The organism is Rhodococcus sp. MEB064 (assembly GCF_000834565.1).
Classification (GTDB): domain Bacteria; phylum Actinomycetota; class Actinomycetes; order Mycobacteriales; family Mycobacteriaceae; genus Rhodococcoides.
Genome location: NZ_JXQS01000002.1, coordinates 160,892 through 178,673, shown reverse-complemented (window position 1 = coordinate 178,673; position 17,782 = coordinate 160,892). Strand labels below are relative to the sequence as shown.

At 67.5% G+C, this 17,782-nt stretch carries 16 protein-coding genes; 9 read left to right on the top strand and 7 right to left on the bottom strand.

Going from position 1 to position 17,782, the window contains the following annotated elements; all coding sequences use genetic code 11:
• Positions 1-85: 85 nt before the first annotated feature.
• Entirely contained in the window at positions 86-1,276 is a 1,191-nt protein-coding gene (locus RU01_RS01205) for a YihY/virulence factor BrkB family protein (RefSeq protein WP_442970424.1), read from the top strand.
• Here the strand turns inward: RU01_RS01205 and RU01_RS01200 are convergent.
• A complete protein-coding gene (locus tag RU01_RS01200) occupies positions 1,249-1,485 on the bottom strand; it encodes a DUF3039 domain-containing protein (RefSeq protein WP_027505173.1) in 237 nt (78 codons plus the stop codon). The genes RU01_RS01205 and RU01_RS01200 overlap by 28 nt on opposite strands.
• Positions 1,486-1,578: 93 nt before the next feature.
• Between RU01_RS01200 and RU01_RS01195 the strand changes: the two genes are divergently transcribed.
• From RU01_RS01195 to RU01_RS01185, 3 genes are all read left to right on the top strand, one after another.
• Positions 1,579-2,001 (top strand): DUF3099 domain-containing protein, encoded by a 423-nt coding sequence (locus RU01_RS01195; protein ID WP_082042788.1) that lies wholly within the window; start codon positions 1,579-1,581, stop codon positions 1,999-2,001.
• 34 nt (positions 2,002-2,035) lie between these two features.
• Complete coding sequence (locus RU01_RS01190; RefSeq protein ID WP_042572647.1) at positions 2,036-3,583, top strand: N5-glutamine methyltransferase family protein; 1,548 nt, start codon at positions 2,036-2,038, stop codon at positions 3,581-3,583.
• Between the two features lie 148 nt (positions 3,584-3,731).
• Positions 3,732-4,700, top strand: a complete 969-nt coding sequence (locus RU01_RS01185) for a sigma-70 family RNA polymerase sigma factor (protein WP_042572646.1) — start codon at positions 3,732-3,734, stop codon at positions 4,698-4,700.
• 49 nt (positions 4,701-4,749) lie between these two features.
• Here RU01_RS01185 and RU01_RS01180 read toward each other — a convergent pair whose 3' ends face one another.
• Together RU01_RS01180 and RU01_RS01175 are read right to left on the bottom strand one after the other, a co-directional pair.
• Positions 4,750-7,419 carry a bifunctional acetate--CoA ligase family protein/GNAT family N-acetyltransferase gene (locus tag RU01_RS01180; RefSeq protein WP_042572731.1) on the bottom strand — a complete coding sequence of 890 codons (2,670 nt, stop codon included), beginning with the start codon at positions 7,417-7,419 and terminating at the stop codon, positions 4,750-4,752.
• Positions 7,420-7,465: 46 nt separating this feature from the next.
• Positions 7,466-8,728 (bottom strand): acetoin utilization protein AcuC, encoded by a 1,263-nt coding sequence (locus tag RU01_RS01175; RefSeq protein ID WP_042572645.1) that lies wholly within the window; start codon positions 8,726-8,728, stop codon positions 7,466-7,468.
• Positions 8,729-8,869: 141 nt separating this feature from the next.
• On the opposite strand from RU01_RS01175, the gene RU01_RS01170 reads away from it, so the two are divergent.
• Both RU01_RS01170 and galE read left to right on the top strand, forming a co-directional pair.
• On the top strand, positions 8,870-9,556 hold the full coding sequence (locus tag RU01_RS01170; RefSeq protein ID WP_042572644.1) for a metal-dependent transcriptional regulator: 687 nt from the start codon (positions 8,870-8,872) through the stop codon (positions 9,554-9,556).
• Between the two features lie 36 nt (positions 9,557-9,592).
• The gene (gene galE / locus RU01_RS01165; protein ID WP_042572643.1) at positions 9,593-10,573 is read left to right on the top strand and encodes a UDP-glucose 4-epimerase GalE; all 981 of its coding nucleotides are present in this window, start codon (positions 9,593-9,595) and stop codon (positions 10,571-10,573) included.
• On the opposite strand, the gene RU01_RS01160 is transcribed toward galE, so the two are convergent.
• Entirely contained in the window at positions 10,558-11,655 is a 1,098-nt protein-coding gene (locus RU01_RS01160) for a DUF4192 domain-containing protein (RefSeq protein WP_042572642.1), read from the bottom strand. The genes galE and RU01_RS01160 overlap by 16 nt on opposite strands.
• Positions 11,656-11,829: 174 nt before the next feature.
• Here RU01_RS01160 and RU01_RS01155 point away from each other — a divergent pair, with 174 nt between their 5' ends.
• On the top strand, positions 11,830-12,429 hold the full coding sequence (locus RU01_RS01155) for a vitamin K epoxide reductase family protein (RefSeq protein WP_042572730.1): 600 nt from the start codon (positions 11,830-11,832) through the stop codon (positions 12,427-12,429).
• Position 12,430: 1 nt separating this feature from the next.
• Here RU01_RS01155 and RU01_RS01150 read toward each other — a convergent pair whose 3' ends face one another.
• The 3 genes from RU01_RS01150 to RU01_RS01140 all read right to left on the bottom strand — a co-directional run bounded on the left by RU01_RS01150 (position 12,431) and on the right by RU01_RS01140 (position 15,029).
• Positions 12,431-13,240: a sensor domain-containing protein gene (locus RU01_RS01150; RefSeq protein WP_231568551.1), complete on the bottom strand. Its 810-nt coding sequence runs from the start codon at positions 13,238-13,240 to the stop codon at positions 12,431-12,433.
• Positions 13,241-13,308: 68 nt separating this feature from the next.
• Positions 13,309-13,947 (bottom strand): MBL fold metallo-hydrolase, encoded by a 639-nt coding sequence (locus RU01_RS01145; protein WP_042572641.1) that lies wholly within the window; start codon positions 13,945-13,947, stop codon positions 13,309-13,311.
• A complete protein-coding gene (locus tag RU01_RS01140) occupies positions 13,944-15,029 on the bottom strand; it encodes an S-(hydroxymethyl)mycothiol dehydrogenase (protein WP_042572640.1) in 1,086 nt (361 codons plus the stop codon). The genes RU01_RS01145 and RU01_RS01140 overlap by 4 nt, the downstream gene beginning before the upstream one ends.
• A gap of 153 nt (positions 15,030-15,182) precedes the next feature.
• On the opposite strand from RU01_RS01140, the gene sthA reads away from it, so the two are divergent.
• Complete coding sequence (gene sthA / locus RU01_RS01135; RefSeq protein WP_027505160.1) at positions 15,183-16,598, top strand: Si-specific NAD(P)(+) transhydrogenase; 1,416 nt, start codon at positions 15,183-15,185, stop codon at positions 16,596-16,598.
• 149 nt (positions 16,599-16,747) lie between these two features.
• Entirely contained in the window at positions 16,748-17,725 is a 978-nt protein-coding gene (locus RU01_RS01130; protein ID WP_042572639.1) for a PAC2 family protein, read from the top strand.
• Positions 17,726-17,782 lie beyond the last annotated feature (57 nt).

Sequence of the window (17,782 nt, the reverse complement as noted above, 5' to 3'; positions counted from 1 at the left end):
CGGAACCCAACCCGCAGATCACCCGCGGGACGGTGCCGACACCGCGAATTCGCACGATCGTTCGCGACACACCCGGCGGTCGGGCATGCCTGCCGCAGCCCGGTGGGCCATGCTGGAGGTCATCATGGACTCCCCCGCCGACACATCCGACGCGGCAGACTCCGACCGCACGTCGGGACCTGTCGCGGGCAGACCGCTGCGCACAGCGTGGCGCGTCGTCGCGCGGACCGCGGACAAGGCGTGGGACGACTCGATCTTCGGTAAATCCGCCACGGCCGCGTTCTGGCAGACGCTCTCGCTGCCGCCCCTGGTGCTGGCGCTGTTGGGAAGTCTGACCTACATCGCCGGATGGTTCGGGCCGGACACCCTCGACATCATCGAATCGAAGATCGTCACCTTCAGTTCGACATTGTTCAGCGACAACGTGGTGGACGAGATCATCGCCCCCACCCTGACCGACATTCTCAACAGCGGTCACGGCCCGGTGGTGTCCGTGGGCTTCCTGCTCTCACTGTGGGCCGGGTCGTCCGCCATCTCCACCTTCGTGGATTCCATCGTCGAGGCACACGGGCAGCAGGACGCGCGCAACCCGATCTGGCAGCGCATCTTCGCGTTGCTGCTCTACGTGGCATTCCTGGTCGTCGCCGTGTTCGTGCTGCCCCTGGTCGCACTGGGCCCCACGATCGTCGGGCGGGTCCTGCCGCCGTCGTGGTTCGAGATCGGCTCGCGAGTGATCGACGTCGCGTACTACCCGGGCGTGGGACTGCTGCTGATCGTGGGCCTGACGACGCTGTACAAGGTGGCGCTGCACAAGTCCCTGCCGTGGCATCGCCTGCTGGGCGGGTCGTTGCTGGCCGGCGTGTTCTTCATGCTCGCGAGCGCCGTCCTGCGCAGTTACCTCGGCTGGGTCACCGGCACCGGATACACCTACGGCGCGCTCGCAGCACCGATCGCATTCCTGCTCTTCACGTTCTTCCTGGGGTTCGCCGTCGTGTTGGGCGCAGAGTTCAACGCGACCGTCCAGGAGTTCTGGCCGGCGCGCGCGACTCGACTCGAACAGGTGAAGGGATGGATCGCCGACAAGGCGACAGACCCGAGTTCCACCGCGGCCACCGCACTCGGGCGCCTTGCCACCGGCCCGATCCGCATCACTCGTGCGGATCGGACCGGAGACGACACCGGGTCGGCAGCCCCAAGGTCGACAACTTCGGGGTCGACAACGTCAGGGTCGACAACGTCGGGTGCGGGTCATTCGCCCTTGCGCAAGCCGTCGTAGACCTTCTTGCAGTCGGGGCACACCGGCGAGCCCGGCTTGGCCGACTTGGTCACCGGGAACACCTCCCCGCACAGGGCGACGACGTGGGTGCCCATCACCGCGCTCTCCGCGATGCGGTTCTTCTTCACGTAGTGGAAGAACTTCGGTGTGTCGTCGTCGGTCGTTTCGTCGGTACTGACGTCGGGACGTTCCTTGGTCTGCGTGCTCATTCATCGATTATGACGTGTGTTCCCGTCTCGGGCGTCGGACATGTCACCACCAGGATTACTGCACAGTTCGTTCAGTAGTGACAGAGTGGAGTCATGGCACAAGACGGCTCTTCTCGTCAGTCCGCTCGCGACAGTGTTCGCGACGCCGTACTGATCACCGAGGCACGAACGTCGGTCGAAGAACAGCACCGAGCGCGCGTGCGTAAATACCTGTTCATCATGTCCTTCCGCATACCCGCCCTCGTGCTGGCCGCACTGGCCTACAGCGCGTGGCAGAACCCGTGGATCGCCATGGCGATCGTCGGTGCGTCCATCCCGCTTCCGTGGATGGCCGTGCTGATCGCCAACGACCGTCCGCCGCGGACGTCCGACGAACCGAGCCGGTACGGCTGGAGCGCGACGGATTCTTCCGCGCTCGAAGCACGCAGCCACCCGGTCGTCGACGTGGAGACGATCGATGTGGACTCGTCCGAGATCTCGTCCCCGGCGATCGCCGAGCGCCGCACTCTCCACTGACGGCCCGCCCGGCTCCTGCTGAGACACTTCAGGTGTGACGAGCCTCAGCGATCCCTCCGGCCCACCCGCCTCCACGCCCGTCGACGCCGACCTGCTCCTGGAACTCGCGCCCACACTGCGGCGAGCTTTCGACCGGGTCGGCTTCACTGCGGACGGCATTCTCGACGCCCTCGGTGACGACGTGCATTCCGCGATGGGGCGTGGTGAGCCGACTCCCGTCCGCCGAATGTGCCGTCGCCTCGGCGACCTCGGCACCCTGATCCGGCTCTTCCTCATCGCCGACGACCTCCCGCGTGGCGAGGTGTCGACGGCGCTCGCTCCTCTCGACATCGATCTCGCTGCCCGCGCCGGCATCCTCGAGGTGCACGGCGACACGGTACGCAGCCTTCTCGACATCCGGCCGCTCGATCTGGGATCCGGCACGCGGTGGGTGGTGTCCGACATCGACGGAAGCACCCGCGCCGTCGACATCGGCTCCGACCACGTCCTCGGTGTCGGTCAGGCATCGCTGTCGCTGGTCCGCGGCACACCGACCAGAGTAGACGGCCCGGCACCGAGCGTTCTCGACCTGGGTACCGGATGCGGCATCCAGGCGGTGCACGCCGCGCCCTACGCGTCGACCGTCACCGCGACCGACGTCAGCGACCGCGCAGTCGCTCTGACCCGCATGACCGCCGCCCTGAACGAACTCGACATCGAGACCGTCGGCGGGTCGTGGTTCGAGCCGGTCGCCGGACGAACGTTCGACCGCATCGTGGCCAACCCTCCGTTCGTCGTCGGCTCCGGCGCGGTGACCCACTCCTACCGCGACTCCGGTCTCGACCTCGACGGCGCGAGCAGGCTCGTGGTGAGCACCGCGCCGGACCATCTGGCGCCGGGTGGTGTGGCAACCCTTCTCGCATCATGGCTGCACGTGGACGGCGAGGACTGGCGTTCCCGGGTGTCGTCGTGGCTCCCGGCCCACGGCATCGACGCGTGGATCGTCCAGCGCGACGTCGCCGACCCCGCCCTCTACGTCGGCACCTGGCTTCGCGACGGCGGACTCGACCTACGCGACCCCGCCGTCGACGTCACGGCGTCCCGATGGCTAGACCATCTTGACGACGCCGGCGTCACCGGCATCGGATTCGGCTTCGTCTACCTGCGTGCGACGGATCGCCCGACGAGCGTGCTGGCGGAGAATCTCACGCACGGCTTCGTCGACCCCCTGGGCGACGAGGCGCTGGACGTCCTCGACCGTCTCGAATGGCTCCGGACCCACGACATCATGGACGAGCGATTCGTCGTCTCCGGAACCACCGCACTGGAGGATGTGGCGACGCCCGCGGACGAGGGTGGGTGGAACACCGTCGTGCGCCGCGTCCACCGAGGCGACGGCCCCGCGTGGCACCACGAGATCGACGAGGACGGCGCAGCACTTCTGGCGGGAATGCGGGCGGACGGTCTGACGCTGGGAGATGTGACCGAGCTCCTCGCCGCGGCTCGGGGCGTGGACGCCGCGGAGCTCGCCGAACCGGTCACCCGCCTGGTGGCCGGTCTGGTCGTTCACGGCCTCGTTCTGCCCGCTGGTGGTACGTCCTGAGCGCTGGGGGTCGTTTCTCTCAGCAACTTCTCAGGGCTCGGATGCAGAAACCGCAGCTCAGGGCGTTTGGTGGCCGCGCGGTTCGGGAACTTTTCTGTCGTGTCTCAGCGTTGGAATCAGTGAGACACCACCGATCAGGAGGCACGTCATGACCAGCCCCACCACCGTTCGCCCTCGACCGAGTGACGCCGACCTCGATGCCCAGAGCCCGGCTGCAGACCTCGTTCGCGTCTACCTCAACGGGATCGGCCGCACAGCACTGCTGACTGCCGCCGAAGAGGTCGATCTGGCGAAGAAGATCGAGGTGGGCCTCTACGCGACCCATGTTCTCGCCACCGCCAAGCGCCTGACCCCCGCCAAGAAGCGTGACCTCGCGCTCGTGGTGCGAGAGGGACGGTCCGCACGTGCGCACCTCCTCGAAGCCAACCTCCGACTCGTGGTCTCGCTGGCCAAGCGCTACACCGGCCGCGGAATGCCGCTTCTCGACCTGATCCAGGAAGGCAACCTCGGACTGATCCGCGCCATGGAGAAGTTCGACTACGCCAAGGGCTTCAAGTTCTCCACCTACGCGACGTGGTGGATCCGTCAGGCCATCACGCGCGGCATGGCCGATCAGAGCCGCACCATCCGGCTCCCCGTCCACCTCGTCGAGCAGGTAAACAAGCTCGCCCGCATCAAGCGTGAGCTGCATCAGCAGCTCGGCCGTGAAGCGACCGACGACGAGTTGGCCGAAGAGTCCGGCATCCCGGTGGAGAAGATCGCAGACCTCCTCGACCACAGCCGCGACCCGGTGAGCCTGGACATGCCGGTCGGAAGCGACGAGGAAGCGCCTCTCGGCGACTTCATCGAGGACTCCGAAGCGACGTCCGCCGAGAACGCCGTCATCGCCGGCCTTCTGCACACCGACGTCCGCAGCGTCCTGGGCACACTGGACGAGCGTGAGCAGCAGGTCATCCGTCTCCGCTACGGCCTGGACGACGGTCAGCCCCGCACCCTCGACCAGATCGGCAAGATCTTCGGACTCTCGCGAGAGCGCGTCCGTCAGATCGAGCGTGAGGTCATGGGCAAGCTGCGTCAGGGCGATCGGGCCGAGCGCCTGCGTTCCTACGCCAGCTGATAGATCGATCACCGAAGGCCCCGGCAAATGCCGGGGCCTTCGTCATGTGTCACCGGAGTCTGCGCGGACCCAGATCGATGCGGCTGGGCTCGGGTCCGATCCGAATGCGCGCATCCGTCGTCTCGGCGCCGCTGGGAGACGCCAACACCGGATCACACACCAGTTCGCGCACCTCGCGTAGATCGTCGGCCAGCGTCGATACCCGAAGCATGACGTCCACCAGCGCGTTCTTGTTCACCGGAGACGCGGTGCGGTAACCCGACAGCATCGGAGCGGCTCTCGGGGCATCGACGAGTTCCGCGGCCTCGCGCTCGGACAGCGGCAGGACCCGGTACGCGCGATCTCCCAGCAGATCCGACATGATTCCGGACAAGCCGAACGACACCAGCGAGCCGAACGACGGATCGTCCTGCACGCGGATCAGGCAGCCGATCCCCTTCGTGGCCATCTTCTGCACGTGCATCACCGGCGTGCCCGATGCCTCGAACAGGTCCCGGTAGGCACGACCGACCGCCTCCGAACCGACGACGTCGAGGCGCACCCCGCTGAGATCGGGTCGGTGCCGCCACTGGTCGCCGGTGGCCTTCACGGCGACCGGACCACCCAGTTCACGCGCCGCCTCCACCGCCTCGGACTCGTCGGTCACCGTGCGGAAGTCGGCGATGTCGACCCCGTAGCACCGGAGCAACTGCGCCGCTTCGACGTCGGACAGCCAGCGTCCCGACGGACTCGTCTCCATCCAGCCGGCGACCAGCGCACGCGCGGCGTCGGCGTCGACCCCGGCGGGGCGGGTCGTCTTGTCCGCGGGCCGATCGACCCAGGCCGCGTATCTCCACGCCTTGTGCAACGCGTTGATCGCCCGAGCGGGATCCGGGTAGGACGGCACCGACCCGCGGATCGGTGTGCCGTCGTCGCCGCGGACTGCGAGGACGTCGGGAATTCCCTCCGCGGCCAGAAATGTCGTCAGGACCGGCTTCGTGGCGCCGCGCACCGCGGTGGCCAGAGCTTCCGCGAACGACTCCACACGCACGGCGACCGGCGGCACGAAGACAGCGAGCACCGCGTCGACGTCGTCGGACTGCAAGGCGGTCGTGACGGCGTCCGCGAACTCCTCGGGCGTGGCCTGCGCGCCGACGTCGACGGGCTCGGGTGCCTGCATGCCGCTGTCGCGCGCGGCGTCGACTCCGAGAACTCCCAACGCCGTGGAATTGCCGACGACGGCGACGCGGGGCCCTGCGGGCAGCGGTTGGTACCCGAGCAGGATCGCGCAGTCGAACAGTTCGGGAATCGAGTCGACCTGGATGACCCCTGCCTGCTCGAACAGCGCCCGGACGATCGAGTCGTCGATGTCGTGTCCGGTGGCCAGAGCGGGCGGTACCGCGCCTCGGCCGCTCTTCACCGCAACGATCGGCTTGGTCCTGGCCACCCGCCGTGCCAGCCGCCAGAACTTGCGCGCATTACCGAAGCTCTCGAGATAGAGCAGAACCACCTCGGTCGCTTCGTCCTGGTCCCAGTACTGCAGCAGGTCGTTGCCGGACAGATCGGCACGGTTGCCGGCGGAGACGAACGTGGACAGCCCGAGAAGTCGCTTGGACGCCTGCGCGAGAATCGCGATTCCCAGGGCACCGGACTGACAGAAGAACCCGACACGTCCCCGGCCCGGCAGGTTCGGCGCCAGAGTCGCGTTGAGCGATACGGCGGGATCCAGATTGGCGACACCGAGGGCGTTGGGGCCGACGAGGCGCATGCCGTGCGCTCGCGCCGAGTGCACGAGTCGCCGTTCGTTCGCGCGACCGTCCTCGCCCGTCTCGCCGAAGCCCGATGACACGACCACGAGGGCCTTCACGCCTTTCGCGAGGCAGTCGTCGAGAACCGCATCGATCTGGTCGGACGGCACCGCGGCGACGGCGAGGTCCACCTCGTCGGGAATGTCGCGCACGGTGGCGTAGGCGCGGACACCCCGCACGGACGTGTGTTCGGCGTTGACCGGATAGACCGGACCGGTGAACGACGCGCGGAGCAGATTGGTGAGCACGGCGTTGCCCACCTTCTCGGGGTCCGTCGACGCTCCGATGACGGCCACGGATCTCGGCCGGAGGACATTGCGCACGCTGCGCGCCTCCGCGGCGCCCTCGCGGGAATTGCGGACCTGAACCAGCGCATCGGTGGGGTCGATGTCGAAGTCGAGGCTGAGCACGCCGCCGTCGAAACTACGGTTGACCTGGTAGCCGGCCTGCCGGAAGACCGTCACCATGTTGCGGTTCTCGGCCAGTACCTCCGCGACGAACCGGCGGACTCCGTTCTCCGCGGCGGCGCCCGCGAGATGTTCGAGCAGAATCGGTCCCAGCCCTCGGCCCTGCTGGGTGTCGGCCACGACGAAGGCCACCTCGGCGGAATTGCCGTCACCCTGCGGGAGCCGCTCGTAGCGTCCGACCGCGATGATCTCGTCACCGAGGGTCGCCACCAGGGCGACGCGGGACGAGTGGTCGACGGTGGTGAAGTTCAGGATGTCGCGCTTGGGCATGGTCGGATACGGGCCGAAGTAGCGCAGATACCGCGTGCGTTCGGACAGCTTCCCGTGGAATTCGACCAGGGCGTCGGCGTCGTCCGGAACGATGGGCCGCAGGTGCACGACGCGTCCGTCCGACGCGAGTACGTCGGCGGCCCAGTGACGCGGGTAGTTCGCGGCCCGCTCCCGCTCGGCGGCCTTGGGGTCCACGGATTTCTGCTCGACGGGCGGCCGGTTCGTGTCCGGCACGGTCTCGTCAGTCACGAGGATCCTCCGGGTCGAGTCCGAGAAGTGGGAAGACGGCACGCCGGGTAGCGACGATAGCGGTGTCGATCCGTTGGATCGCACGGTCGATGTGCTCGATCCCCGATTCGGGAGATCCACCCGGACCGTCCCACGGCGGGTACTCCACGTCTCCGTCGTCGCTCATCGTCGACGGGAGGTCGATGCTGGGGGCTGCGAGGCGCACCTTCTCGTGCCAGTCCTCGGGAATCGCAGTGCCGGGGTCGATGTCCCGGTCGAGCACGGCGGCGAGCAGATGGGTCCACGCCCGCGGCACGACGCGGACGAGGCCGTAGCCGCCTCCGCCGACGGCCAGCCAGCGCCCCTCGCACACCCGGTCCGCCAGATCGCGCATGGCGACGAACGCTGCGCGCTGCCCGTCGACCGTCAGCCCGAGATCTGCCAGCGGATCCTCGCGGTGACTGTCGACCCCGCACTGGCTGACGATGATCTGCGGCTTGAACGCAGCCACAGCGCCCGGCACGACGGCATGGAAAGCTCTGAGCCACAACCGGTCTCCCGTTCCGGGCAGTACCGGAACGTTGACGGCGGTCCCCTCGGCCGACTCGGCTCCGACTTCCGTGGACCATCCCGTGTTCGGCCAGAGGGTCGCCGGGTGTTGATGCACCGACACCGTCATGACGCGAGGATCGGCGAGGAACGCCGCCTGCACACCGTCGCCGTGGTGCGCGTCGACGTCGATGTAGGCGATGCGGTCGTAGCCGTTGTCCAGCAGCCACGAGATCGCAATGGCGGCGTCGTTGTAGACGCAGAAGCCCGATGCCCAGTCGGCCATGGCGTGGTGCATTCCGCCGCCGATACTCACGGCTCGCCGCGACCGTCCCGAGGCGATGGCACGCGCGGCGGTCAGGGTTCCGCCCGCGATGACCGCACTCGCCTCGTGCATGTCGGGGAAGACGGGGTTGTCCTCGGACCCGAGCCCGTGCAGGACGTCGGTAGCCCGCGCACCGAGGGGCAGATCGGTCGGGGCTCGCTTGACCGCGTCGACGTAGGCAGGCGTGTGGATCCTCAGAAGATCACCGTCCGTCGCCGCGACCGGTGGGACCAGTTCCGCGCCGTCGAGCAGTCCGATGCCGCGCGCGAGGTCCATGGTCAGGGCCAGGCGGGTCGGATTCATGGGGTGGTCGTCGCTCCACCGATAGTTGAGGTAGTCCGCGCTCCAGACCAGAGCGGGCTGTCCCGGTGGCGACTGCGTGCTCGGGGACTGCAAGGTCATGTTCCTCAACCTACGTGTCCGATTCCACGTTCGTCCGCAACTCGCGGACAACCGATCGACGACCGCCCGCGTGGCCGACACGGCGCACCACGGTGCGCGGCTCCGTACCGGTAGAATCACACACCGACGAAGGGTGTGATTGTGAAGGATCTGGTGGACACCACCGAGATGTATCTCCGGACCATCTACGACTTGGAAGAAGAAGGTGTCGTACCGCTGCGCGCCCGCATCGCCGAGCGCCTCGAGCAGAGTGGACCCACGGTGAGCCAGACGGTGGCTCGCATGGAGCGGGACGGACTGCTGCTGGTCGCCGGTGACCGGCACCTGCAGCTCACGGACAAGGGCCGCGAACTCGCGGTCTCGGTGATGCGCAAGCACCGCCTCGCGGAGCGACTGCTCGTCGACATCATCGGGCTGCGGTGGGAAGACGTCCATGCGGAGGCGTGCCGCTGGGAGCACGTGATGAGCGAAGAGGTGGAACGTCGACTGGTCGAGGTGCTCGACAACCCGACCACCTCGCCGTACGGCAACCCGATCCCCGGCCTCGATCTGCTGGGATCCTCGCGTCCGACGGAACAGCCGGAAGACCTGGTGCGGCTCAGCGACATCCCGCCGGGATCGCCCACGGCCGTGGTGGTTCGCCGCCTCGCCGAGTACGTGCAGTCCGATCCCGACACGATCGCGCGGCTGCGCGAAGCGGGTGTGGTTCCCGACGCCCGTGTGACGGTCGCCGTCTCGTCCGGTGTCGTCACCATCACCGTGCCGGGTCACGACGACGTCGACATCTCGGAGGAGATGGCACACGCCGTCCAGGTCCGTTCCCTCTGATCCGTTCCTTCTGTCACTGCTGCAAGGAGTTTCGACGTGAAGTTCGTGGTGACCGGCGGCGCAGGCTACGTAGGTAGTGTCTGCGCCGCTGTACTGATGGAGAACGGTCACGACGTCGTCGTGGTCGATGATCTGTCCACCGGAAACGCCGACGGTGTTCCGGACGGCGCCACGTTCGTCGAGGGCAACGTCGCGGACGTCATCGCCTCCGTTCTCGCGTCCGACACGTTCGACGGTGTGCTCCACTTCGCGGCGCAGTCCTTGGTCGGCGAGTCGGTGGAGAAGCCGGAGAAGTACTGGCGCGGCAACCTGGGCGCGGCACTGGAGCTCCTCGACGCCATCGTGGCGAACGGCGTTCCGCGGCTTGTGTTCTCGTCCACCGCAGCAACCTACGGCGAACCCGAGAGCACACCGATCACCGAGGACTTCGCGACGCGTCCGACCAACCCGTACGGTGCCAGCAAGCTCGCCATCGACAACGCGATCACCGGTTACACGGCGGCGCACGGCTTCGGCGCGACCAGCCTGAGGTACTTCAACGTGGCGGGCGCGCACGCGGGTCTCGGCGAGAACCGCGTCGTGGAAACGCATCTCATTCCCCTCGTTCTGCAGGTCGCGGCCGGGCATCGGGATGCGATCTCCGTCTTCGGCACCGACTGGCCCACCCCCGACGGCACTGCGGTGCGCGACTACATCCACGTTCGGGACCTCGCCGACGCGCACCTGCGAGCGTTGTCTCAGAGCGTTCCGGGCAGCCACCGCATCTTCAATCTGGGAAGCGGCGAGGGTTTCTCGGTCCGTGAGGTCATCGACTCCTGCCGTCGCGTCACCGGCGTCGACATCACGGTGAAGGACGCGCCGCGTCGTGCGGGTGATCCTGCCGTTCTGGTCGCCTCCAGCGAGAAGGCGATGGCGGAACTCGGATGGAAGCCCGAGTCCACCGATCTCGATGTCATCGTCGCCGATGCCTGGGAGTTCCTCCGATCTCTCGGTGACAAGGCTCATTCCGCGCGGTAGCCCCCTGCGTTCGGTTCCGGATCGCGGAGCCCGGGGTCGTCGGCCAGGTCGTGCGCCGAGGCGATCAACTCGCGGACCACGTCCGGCCTCACGCCGTTCTGCAGCGCAGTGTCGAGAAGCACCGCGAAACTGTACTCGGGTGCCGCTTCGAGGGCGCTCTGCAGTGCGACACCGGCCAGCGGGCCGTCACCGCGCGCGTAGGACCACACCCCCACCATCGTCGCTGACGGCGCTCGGTCGGGCCCGGTAAGTCGGCGAGTGAGGTACACCCAGACCTGCTCGGCAGCCTCCGCGTGATCCGAGTCCGCCAAGGACAGGAGAGCGTCGCGAACCGTGATCACCGTCAGGGCCACCGCAAGGAACGCCGCCTGACGGTCCTCGACGTGTCCCGCACGGTGGACTGCCGCCACGATCGCCGTCGCCCGCGAGAGCAGCCGGCCCGGCGTCGTGTCCTCGGTCTCGGCGGCCGCGATGTCCACCTCGCGCGCGAATCGCTCGCGCGTGACCGTGTCGAGCAGGCTCAGCGACCGCTCGATGTCGGTGCGCGCTGCTCTGATCTGTCGACCGGCGACGACGCGGGACGCTGCGCTCGGTGACGCCATGGGGTCGGGAAGGACGCCGCGTCGGGTGTCGCCGGGTGAGCTCGTCCACCGCTCCCCCGTCACGAGGTGCGCAATGCGGTGGACGCCGAGCAGCTCTATTCCGCAGGGCTCGAGTGCTGCAGCGAGCGTGGACGCGATCGAACCGATCCCGCGAGCGGAACGAGTTCCCGTCACCAGGATCGCAACCACGCCGAGGACGCCGTCGCGGACGCACACCTCGGCGCACCGTCCGGCCAGCTCCTGGACCACGAGGTGTCCTCCGACAGGCGGAAGATCGTGGCGCATCACCACCTCGACGGTGGTGGCGGCGCCTGTGCTGTCCGGGCCGAGGCAGACGAGGACGATCGACTGCTCCGGGACGAAACCGAGCAGCGCGGGCAGAGCGGCGATGAGGTTGCCGACTCCGCTGACGCGATGAACCCGGCCCTCGTCGTCGGTGTCGGATCGGGATGGGCGAGCGGGATACGGTCGTCGAGTCATGCCACCGGACTGTCCTCGCCGATCGTCGAGGGGCCGACCCGTGACCTGGGCGGAAAATTACCCCGGGGATGAACGAGGTGCCCCGGGGACGAACGCGGTCCACGGGTTCCGGCAGGCGGGATCGCTAGACTCCGGAAGCGACGGATGCCCTGCTCGCCGATGGAGACCACACCGATGAATACGACACTGTCCGACGGCGAGACCGAAGCCGGGACGATCCGACGCGCACCTGCCCTGGCGTGGGTGATGCTGATCGGCGGAGTGATCGGATTCGCCGCCGCCGTGGTTCTCACCGTGGACAAGTTGAGGCTGATCGCAGACTCGTCGTATGCGCCGTCCTGCAACATCAACGCGGTCGTGAACTGCGGGTCTGTGATGGAGTCGGCGCAGGCTTCCGTGCTCGGATTTCCCAACTCGTTCATGGGAGTCGGCGGCTTCGCCATCGTCGCCATGATCGGCGCAGCACTGGTGCTCGGTGTCCACCTGGAACGCTGGTTCTGGGTCGCGGTGCAGGTCGGCGTCACCGCGGCGGTGCTGTTCGTGCACTGGCTGATCGTGCAGAGCCTCTACCGGATCGGCGCCCTGTGCCCGTACTGCATGGTGGTGTGGGCGGTGACGGTTCCAGTGTTCTGGTACGTCACGCTGCACAACGTCGCCCTCTTCCGCCCGACGCGCCGTCCCGTGTCGTCCGCGTGGCACCGCGTGCCCGTGGCGGTGTGGTTCGTGGTGGTCGCCGCGCTCGTCGCCCAGCGCTTCGTCCTCACGTCGGACTGATCTATCCGCCTGCCTTCACCTTCTGCACGGCAGCAGTGAAGAGCTGATCGAGGGTGGCCGCGTCGGGGTCGAGTTCACCGAACGACATGTAGGTGGCCGTGATGCGCACGTCGTCGACCTGCGCGATCAACGAGAGCATGGACTGCGTGACGTCGCCCGCCTGACCACCGGAGCTGACGATACGGCGAAGCGCGAGCGTGTCGTCGGCCCCGATCGGAGGAGGCGGCACCAACTCCGTCGACACCATGGTCTCCACACCGTTCGATGTCGCCGTCACCTCGGAACACTGTTCCCACAGCGCTTTCCGATCCTCCAGCGACGTGGTCACGCGAGCCAGCTCGACGGAGATCGTCGCCCGATCGGCAGGATCGGTTCCGACGACGAGCGAGGTCGAGTCGGCGTCGGTGCCCCGTTGTTCGGGCTTGCACCCCGCCGGATCGACCGAGGCGCCGGAGGCGATGCCGTCGAGATCCTGGGATGCCTGAGCCACGGCCTGAGGCGGAAGGACGACTGCTTGATATGTCGACGGGAAGACCGACGGGTCGATCGTCAGGGCAGCCAGCGACCCGGACCCGGGGGTGGCACCGGTGGTGGGTGTCGCCGACGTGCTGGTCGCGGAAGTCGAGGGCGCGGACGACGTCGCCGTCGAGGGCCTCGAACTCGACCCGGCTTCCGGCACACCGGACACTGTCGTTCCCCCGCACCCGACCAGAGCCACGATCGACAGTCCGGCCAGCGCGGCGCCGACGCCCGCTCTGCGCGAACGCGGCGCGTCGTCGGGGCGGGTCGGCATCGTTGCGTGGCTGGTCACGATGCCGACCCTGTCATATCCCGTGCGCCCGACCGCCGACCCCACACCGGGCAGACATCAACCTGTTATCAGGAACCGCGCGCGATCCATTCCTCGAGATGAGGTGTCTCGTCGCCGATCGAGGTCCCGTCGCCGTGACCGGTGTTCACGATCGTCTCGGGCGGGAGTGCGAACAGACGTTCCCGGATGCTGCCGATGATGGTCGGGAAGTCGGAGTACGACCGCCCGGTGGCGCCCGGTCCACCGGAGAACAGTGTGTCGCCGCTGAACAGGTGACCGGCTTCGGGGAGGTAGAGGCAACTGGACCCCGGTGAGTGACCGGGGGTGTGCAGGACCCGGATCTCAGTGCCCGCGACAGAAATACGGTCGTCGTCCGCCAGATCGCGGTGCGCCACGTCGGGATGGGTCTGCTGCCAGAGGACGTCGTCCGCCGGGTGCAGCAGGATCGGTGCGTCGAGCCGCTCCGACAGCTGCGGGGCGACGGTCACATGGTCGTTGTGCCCGTGCGTGCACAGCACCGCGACGACCTTCCGGCCACCGACGGCGTCGACGATCGGGCCGGCGTCGTGAGCCGCATCGATCACCACGACCTCGGAGTCGTCGCCGACGATCCAGATGTTGTTGTCGACGTCCCAGGATCCGCCGTCGAGCTCGAACGTGCCCGAGGTGACGACCCTTTCGACCCGGAAGCCGGAAGGCGTGGTCACAGAACCACCACCGAACGCAGGACCTGACCCTTGGCCATGGTGTCGAACGCCGCTTCGACGTCGTCGAGCGAGATGCGCTCGGTGACGAACTTCTCGAGGGGCAACCGGCCCTGCTGGTAGAGATCGACCAGCATCGGGAAGTCCCGCTCGGGCAGGCAGTCCCCGTACCAGGACGACTTGAGCGACCCACCGCGGCTGAAGAAGTCGATGAGCGGCATCTCGAGGGTCATCTCCGGCGTCGGGACACCGACGAGGACGACGGTGCCGGCGAGGTCGCGGGCGTAGAACGCCTGCTTCCACGTCTCCGGACGCCCGACGGCGTCGATGACGACGTCGGCACCGAAGCCGCCGGTCAGTTCCTGGATGGCCTCGACCGCATCCACGTCGGAGGCGTCGACGGTGTGCGTGGCGCCCAGATCGCGAGCCCACTCCAACTTTCCCTTGTCCCGGTCGACCGCGATGATCGTGCCTGCGCCTGCCAGCCGAGCCCCGGCGATCGCGGCGTTGCCGACGCCGCCGCATCCGATGACGGCGACGGAGTCACCGCGTCCGACGTTGCCGGTGTTCATCGCCGCGCCCAGGCCCGCCATGACGCCGCAGCCGAGCAGTCCGACGACGGCGGGGTCGGCGGAGGGGTCGACCTTGGTGCACTGGCCCTCGTGGACGAGCGTCTTGTCCGCGAATGCTCCGATACCCAGGGCCGGAGACAGTTCGGTGCCGTCCTCGAGCGTCATCGTGCGGGAGGCGTTGTGGGTGTCGAAGCAGTACCAGGGCTCACCGCGCTTGCAGGCACGACACTGTCCGCACACTGCGCGCCAGTTCAGGACCACGAAGTCGCCGACCTCGACGTGAGTTACCGCATCACCGACGGTCTCCACGACACCCGCGGCCTCGTGGCCGAGCAGGAACGGGAACTCGTCGTTGATTCCACCCTCGCGGTAGTGCAGGTCGGTATGGCACACACCACACGCCTGGATCGTCACCACGACGTCGTTGGGACCGGGATCCGGAATGACGATGGTCTCGATGGACACCGGAGCACCCTTGCTCCGAGCGATCACGCCGCGGACCTGCTGTGGCATTTCTTGCCTCCATCTGTCGGTACTGCCGGGTGCTGTGAACCTGACCGTCACCCTAACGATGCACAGGTGCGAACTGCTGCATCGGACAGGTGTTCACCCAGTCGTGACACGCACGGCACACCGGATTCTCCTCATGGGACTACATGTTGGGGCATGTCGGACCAACTCGAATACGACCTGGTAGTCATCGGTTCCGGACCGGGAGGGCAGAAGGCCGCGATCGCGGCGGCGAAACTGGGCAAGCGCGTCGCCATCATCGAGAAGGGCAGCATGCTCGGCGGCGTGTGCGTCAACACGGGCACCATCCCGTCGAAGACGCTGCGCGAGGCGGTTCTCTATCTGACAGGCCTCAATCAGCGGGAGCTCTACGGAGCGAGCTATCGGGTCAAGGCGAACATCACGCCGTCGGATCTGTTGGCCAGGACATCCCACGTGATCGGCAAGGAGGTCGAGGTCGTCCGATCGCAGTTGCTGCGCAACCGAATAGAGATGATCACCGGCGAGGGCCGGTTCCTCGACGCGCACACCATCGCCGTGGACGACCGCAGTCGCGGCGAGCGCATCACGGTCGGCGCGCGGAACGTCGTGATCGCCACCGGGACGGCGCCCGCCCGTCCCGACGACGTCGAGTTCGACAACTACCGCGTGCTGGACTCCGACGGCATTCTGGATCTGCAATTCATCCCGTCGTCGATGGTGGTGGTCGGAGCCGGCGTCATCGGGATCGAGTACGCCTCCATGTTCGCGGCGCTCGGGTGCAAGGTGACCGTGGTCGAGAAGCGCGACACCATGCTCGACTTCTGTGACCGCGAGATCGTCGAGTCGCTGCAGTTCCACCTGCGTGATCTCGCGGTCACATTCCGCTTCGGAGAGGCGGTCACGGCTGTCGACGTGGGTCCGTCGGGAACGGTCACCACGCTGGCGAGCGGGAAGAAGATCCCGGCCGAGACAGTGATGTACTCGGCCGGACGCCAGGGCATGACCGACGGTCTGGATCTGGAGAAGGCCGGACTGGAGGCGGACGCCCGAGGACGGATCGACGTCGACGACGACTTCCAGACCAAGGTGGACACCATCTACGCGGTCGGCGATGTCATCGGATTCCCCGCGTTGGCTGCGACGTCGATGGATCAGGGTCGACTGGCCGCGTATCACGCCTTCGGCGAGCCGGGGAACAAGCTCACCGACCTCCAACCCATCGGCATCTACTCCATCCCGGAGGTGTCCTACGTCGGCGCGACGGAGGTGGAACTGACGAAGAACTCGGTTCCCTACGAGGTGGGCGTGTCCCGCTACCGCGAACTCGCGCGCGGACAGATCGCGGGAGACTCCCACGGGATGCTGAAACTGATCGTGTCCACCGTCGACCGACGGGTCCTCGGCGTGCACATCTTCGGTTCCGGCGCGACCGACCTGGTGCACATCGGCCAGGCGGTCATGGGGTGCGGGGGCACGGTCGACTACCTCGTCGACGCCGTTTTCAACTATCCGACCATGTCCGAGGCGTACAAGGTCGCGGCGCTGGACGTCGCCAACAAGATCCGGGCTCTGGAGGCCTTCACGCGCTGACCGGCGACAGCGGGGAATGTCGGGGTGCCCGCCGTCGTTGGGAGGAGAAACGGGTGAAGCCCGGTCGCGCAGGGTCGCTGTGGGAAAATGGGGTAACCGCACAGTGGTGACCCGGCGGGACACGCACGGCGACGAGGAAGGACACCGGCATGGACGAGAAGTCGAGAATGTACGAGCTGGAGTTTCCGGCGCCCCGAGTGGCGTCCGAGGACGGGGTGGGTCCGGTTCTGGTGCACGGCCTCGAGGGCTACTCCGACGCCGGTCACGCGGTGAAGCTGGCCACCACGCACCTGCGCGAGACGCTCGAGACGGAACTGGTCGCGTCGTTCGACGTCGACGAGTTGCTGGACTACCGCTCGCGTCGACCGATGATGACGTTCTCCGCGGACCACTTCTCCGACTACGACGAGCCGTACCTCAACCTGTACGCGGTTCAGGACGCCGTCGGCACTCCGTTCCTGCTGCTGGCGGGTCTGGAACCGGATCTGAAGTGGGAGAAGTTCACCGCCGCCGTGCGACTGCTGTCCGAGCAGCTCGGCGTTCGTCGCACCATCGGTCTGAACTCCATCCCCATGGCGGTTCCGCACACCCGTCCGCTGGGTGTGACAGCCCATTCGAGCGACACCGATCTGGTGGGCGAGAACCACAAGTGGTCCGGTGAGCTCCAGGTGCCGGCCAGCGCGTCGTCGCTTCTCGAGTACCGGATGGCGCAGCACGGTCACGAGTCGATGGGCTACTCCGTGCACGTTCCGCACTACCTCGCGCAGACGGCGTACCCGAGTGCCGCCGAGACGCTGCTCGAACTCGTGGCGGAGTCGTCCAAGCTCACCATCCCGCTGGGTGCGCTCACCGAGTCGGCGGCTCGCGTGCGCGAGCAGGTCGACCAGCACGTCGAGGGCAACCCGGAGGTCCAGTCCGTGGTCCAGGCACTGGAGCGCCAGTACGACACCTTCGTCACGGCGCAGGAACAACAGTCCACACTGCTCGCCGCGGACGAGGAACTGCCCAGCGGAGACGAGCTGGGAGCCGAATTCGAGAAGTTCCTCGCGGAGCAGACCGCGTTCGTCGAGGACGAGCCCTCCACACCACCGTCGGACGATTCCGACGGCGATACCGACCACTCCTGACGTTCGGTGTTCTTACCCAGTCGTAACGCGAGCGTCGCTTCGCAGAAGCGGCCTCGG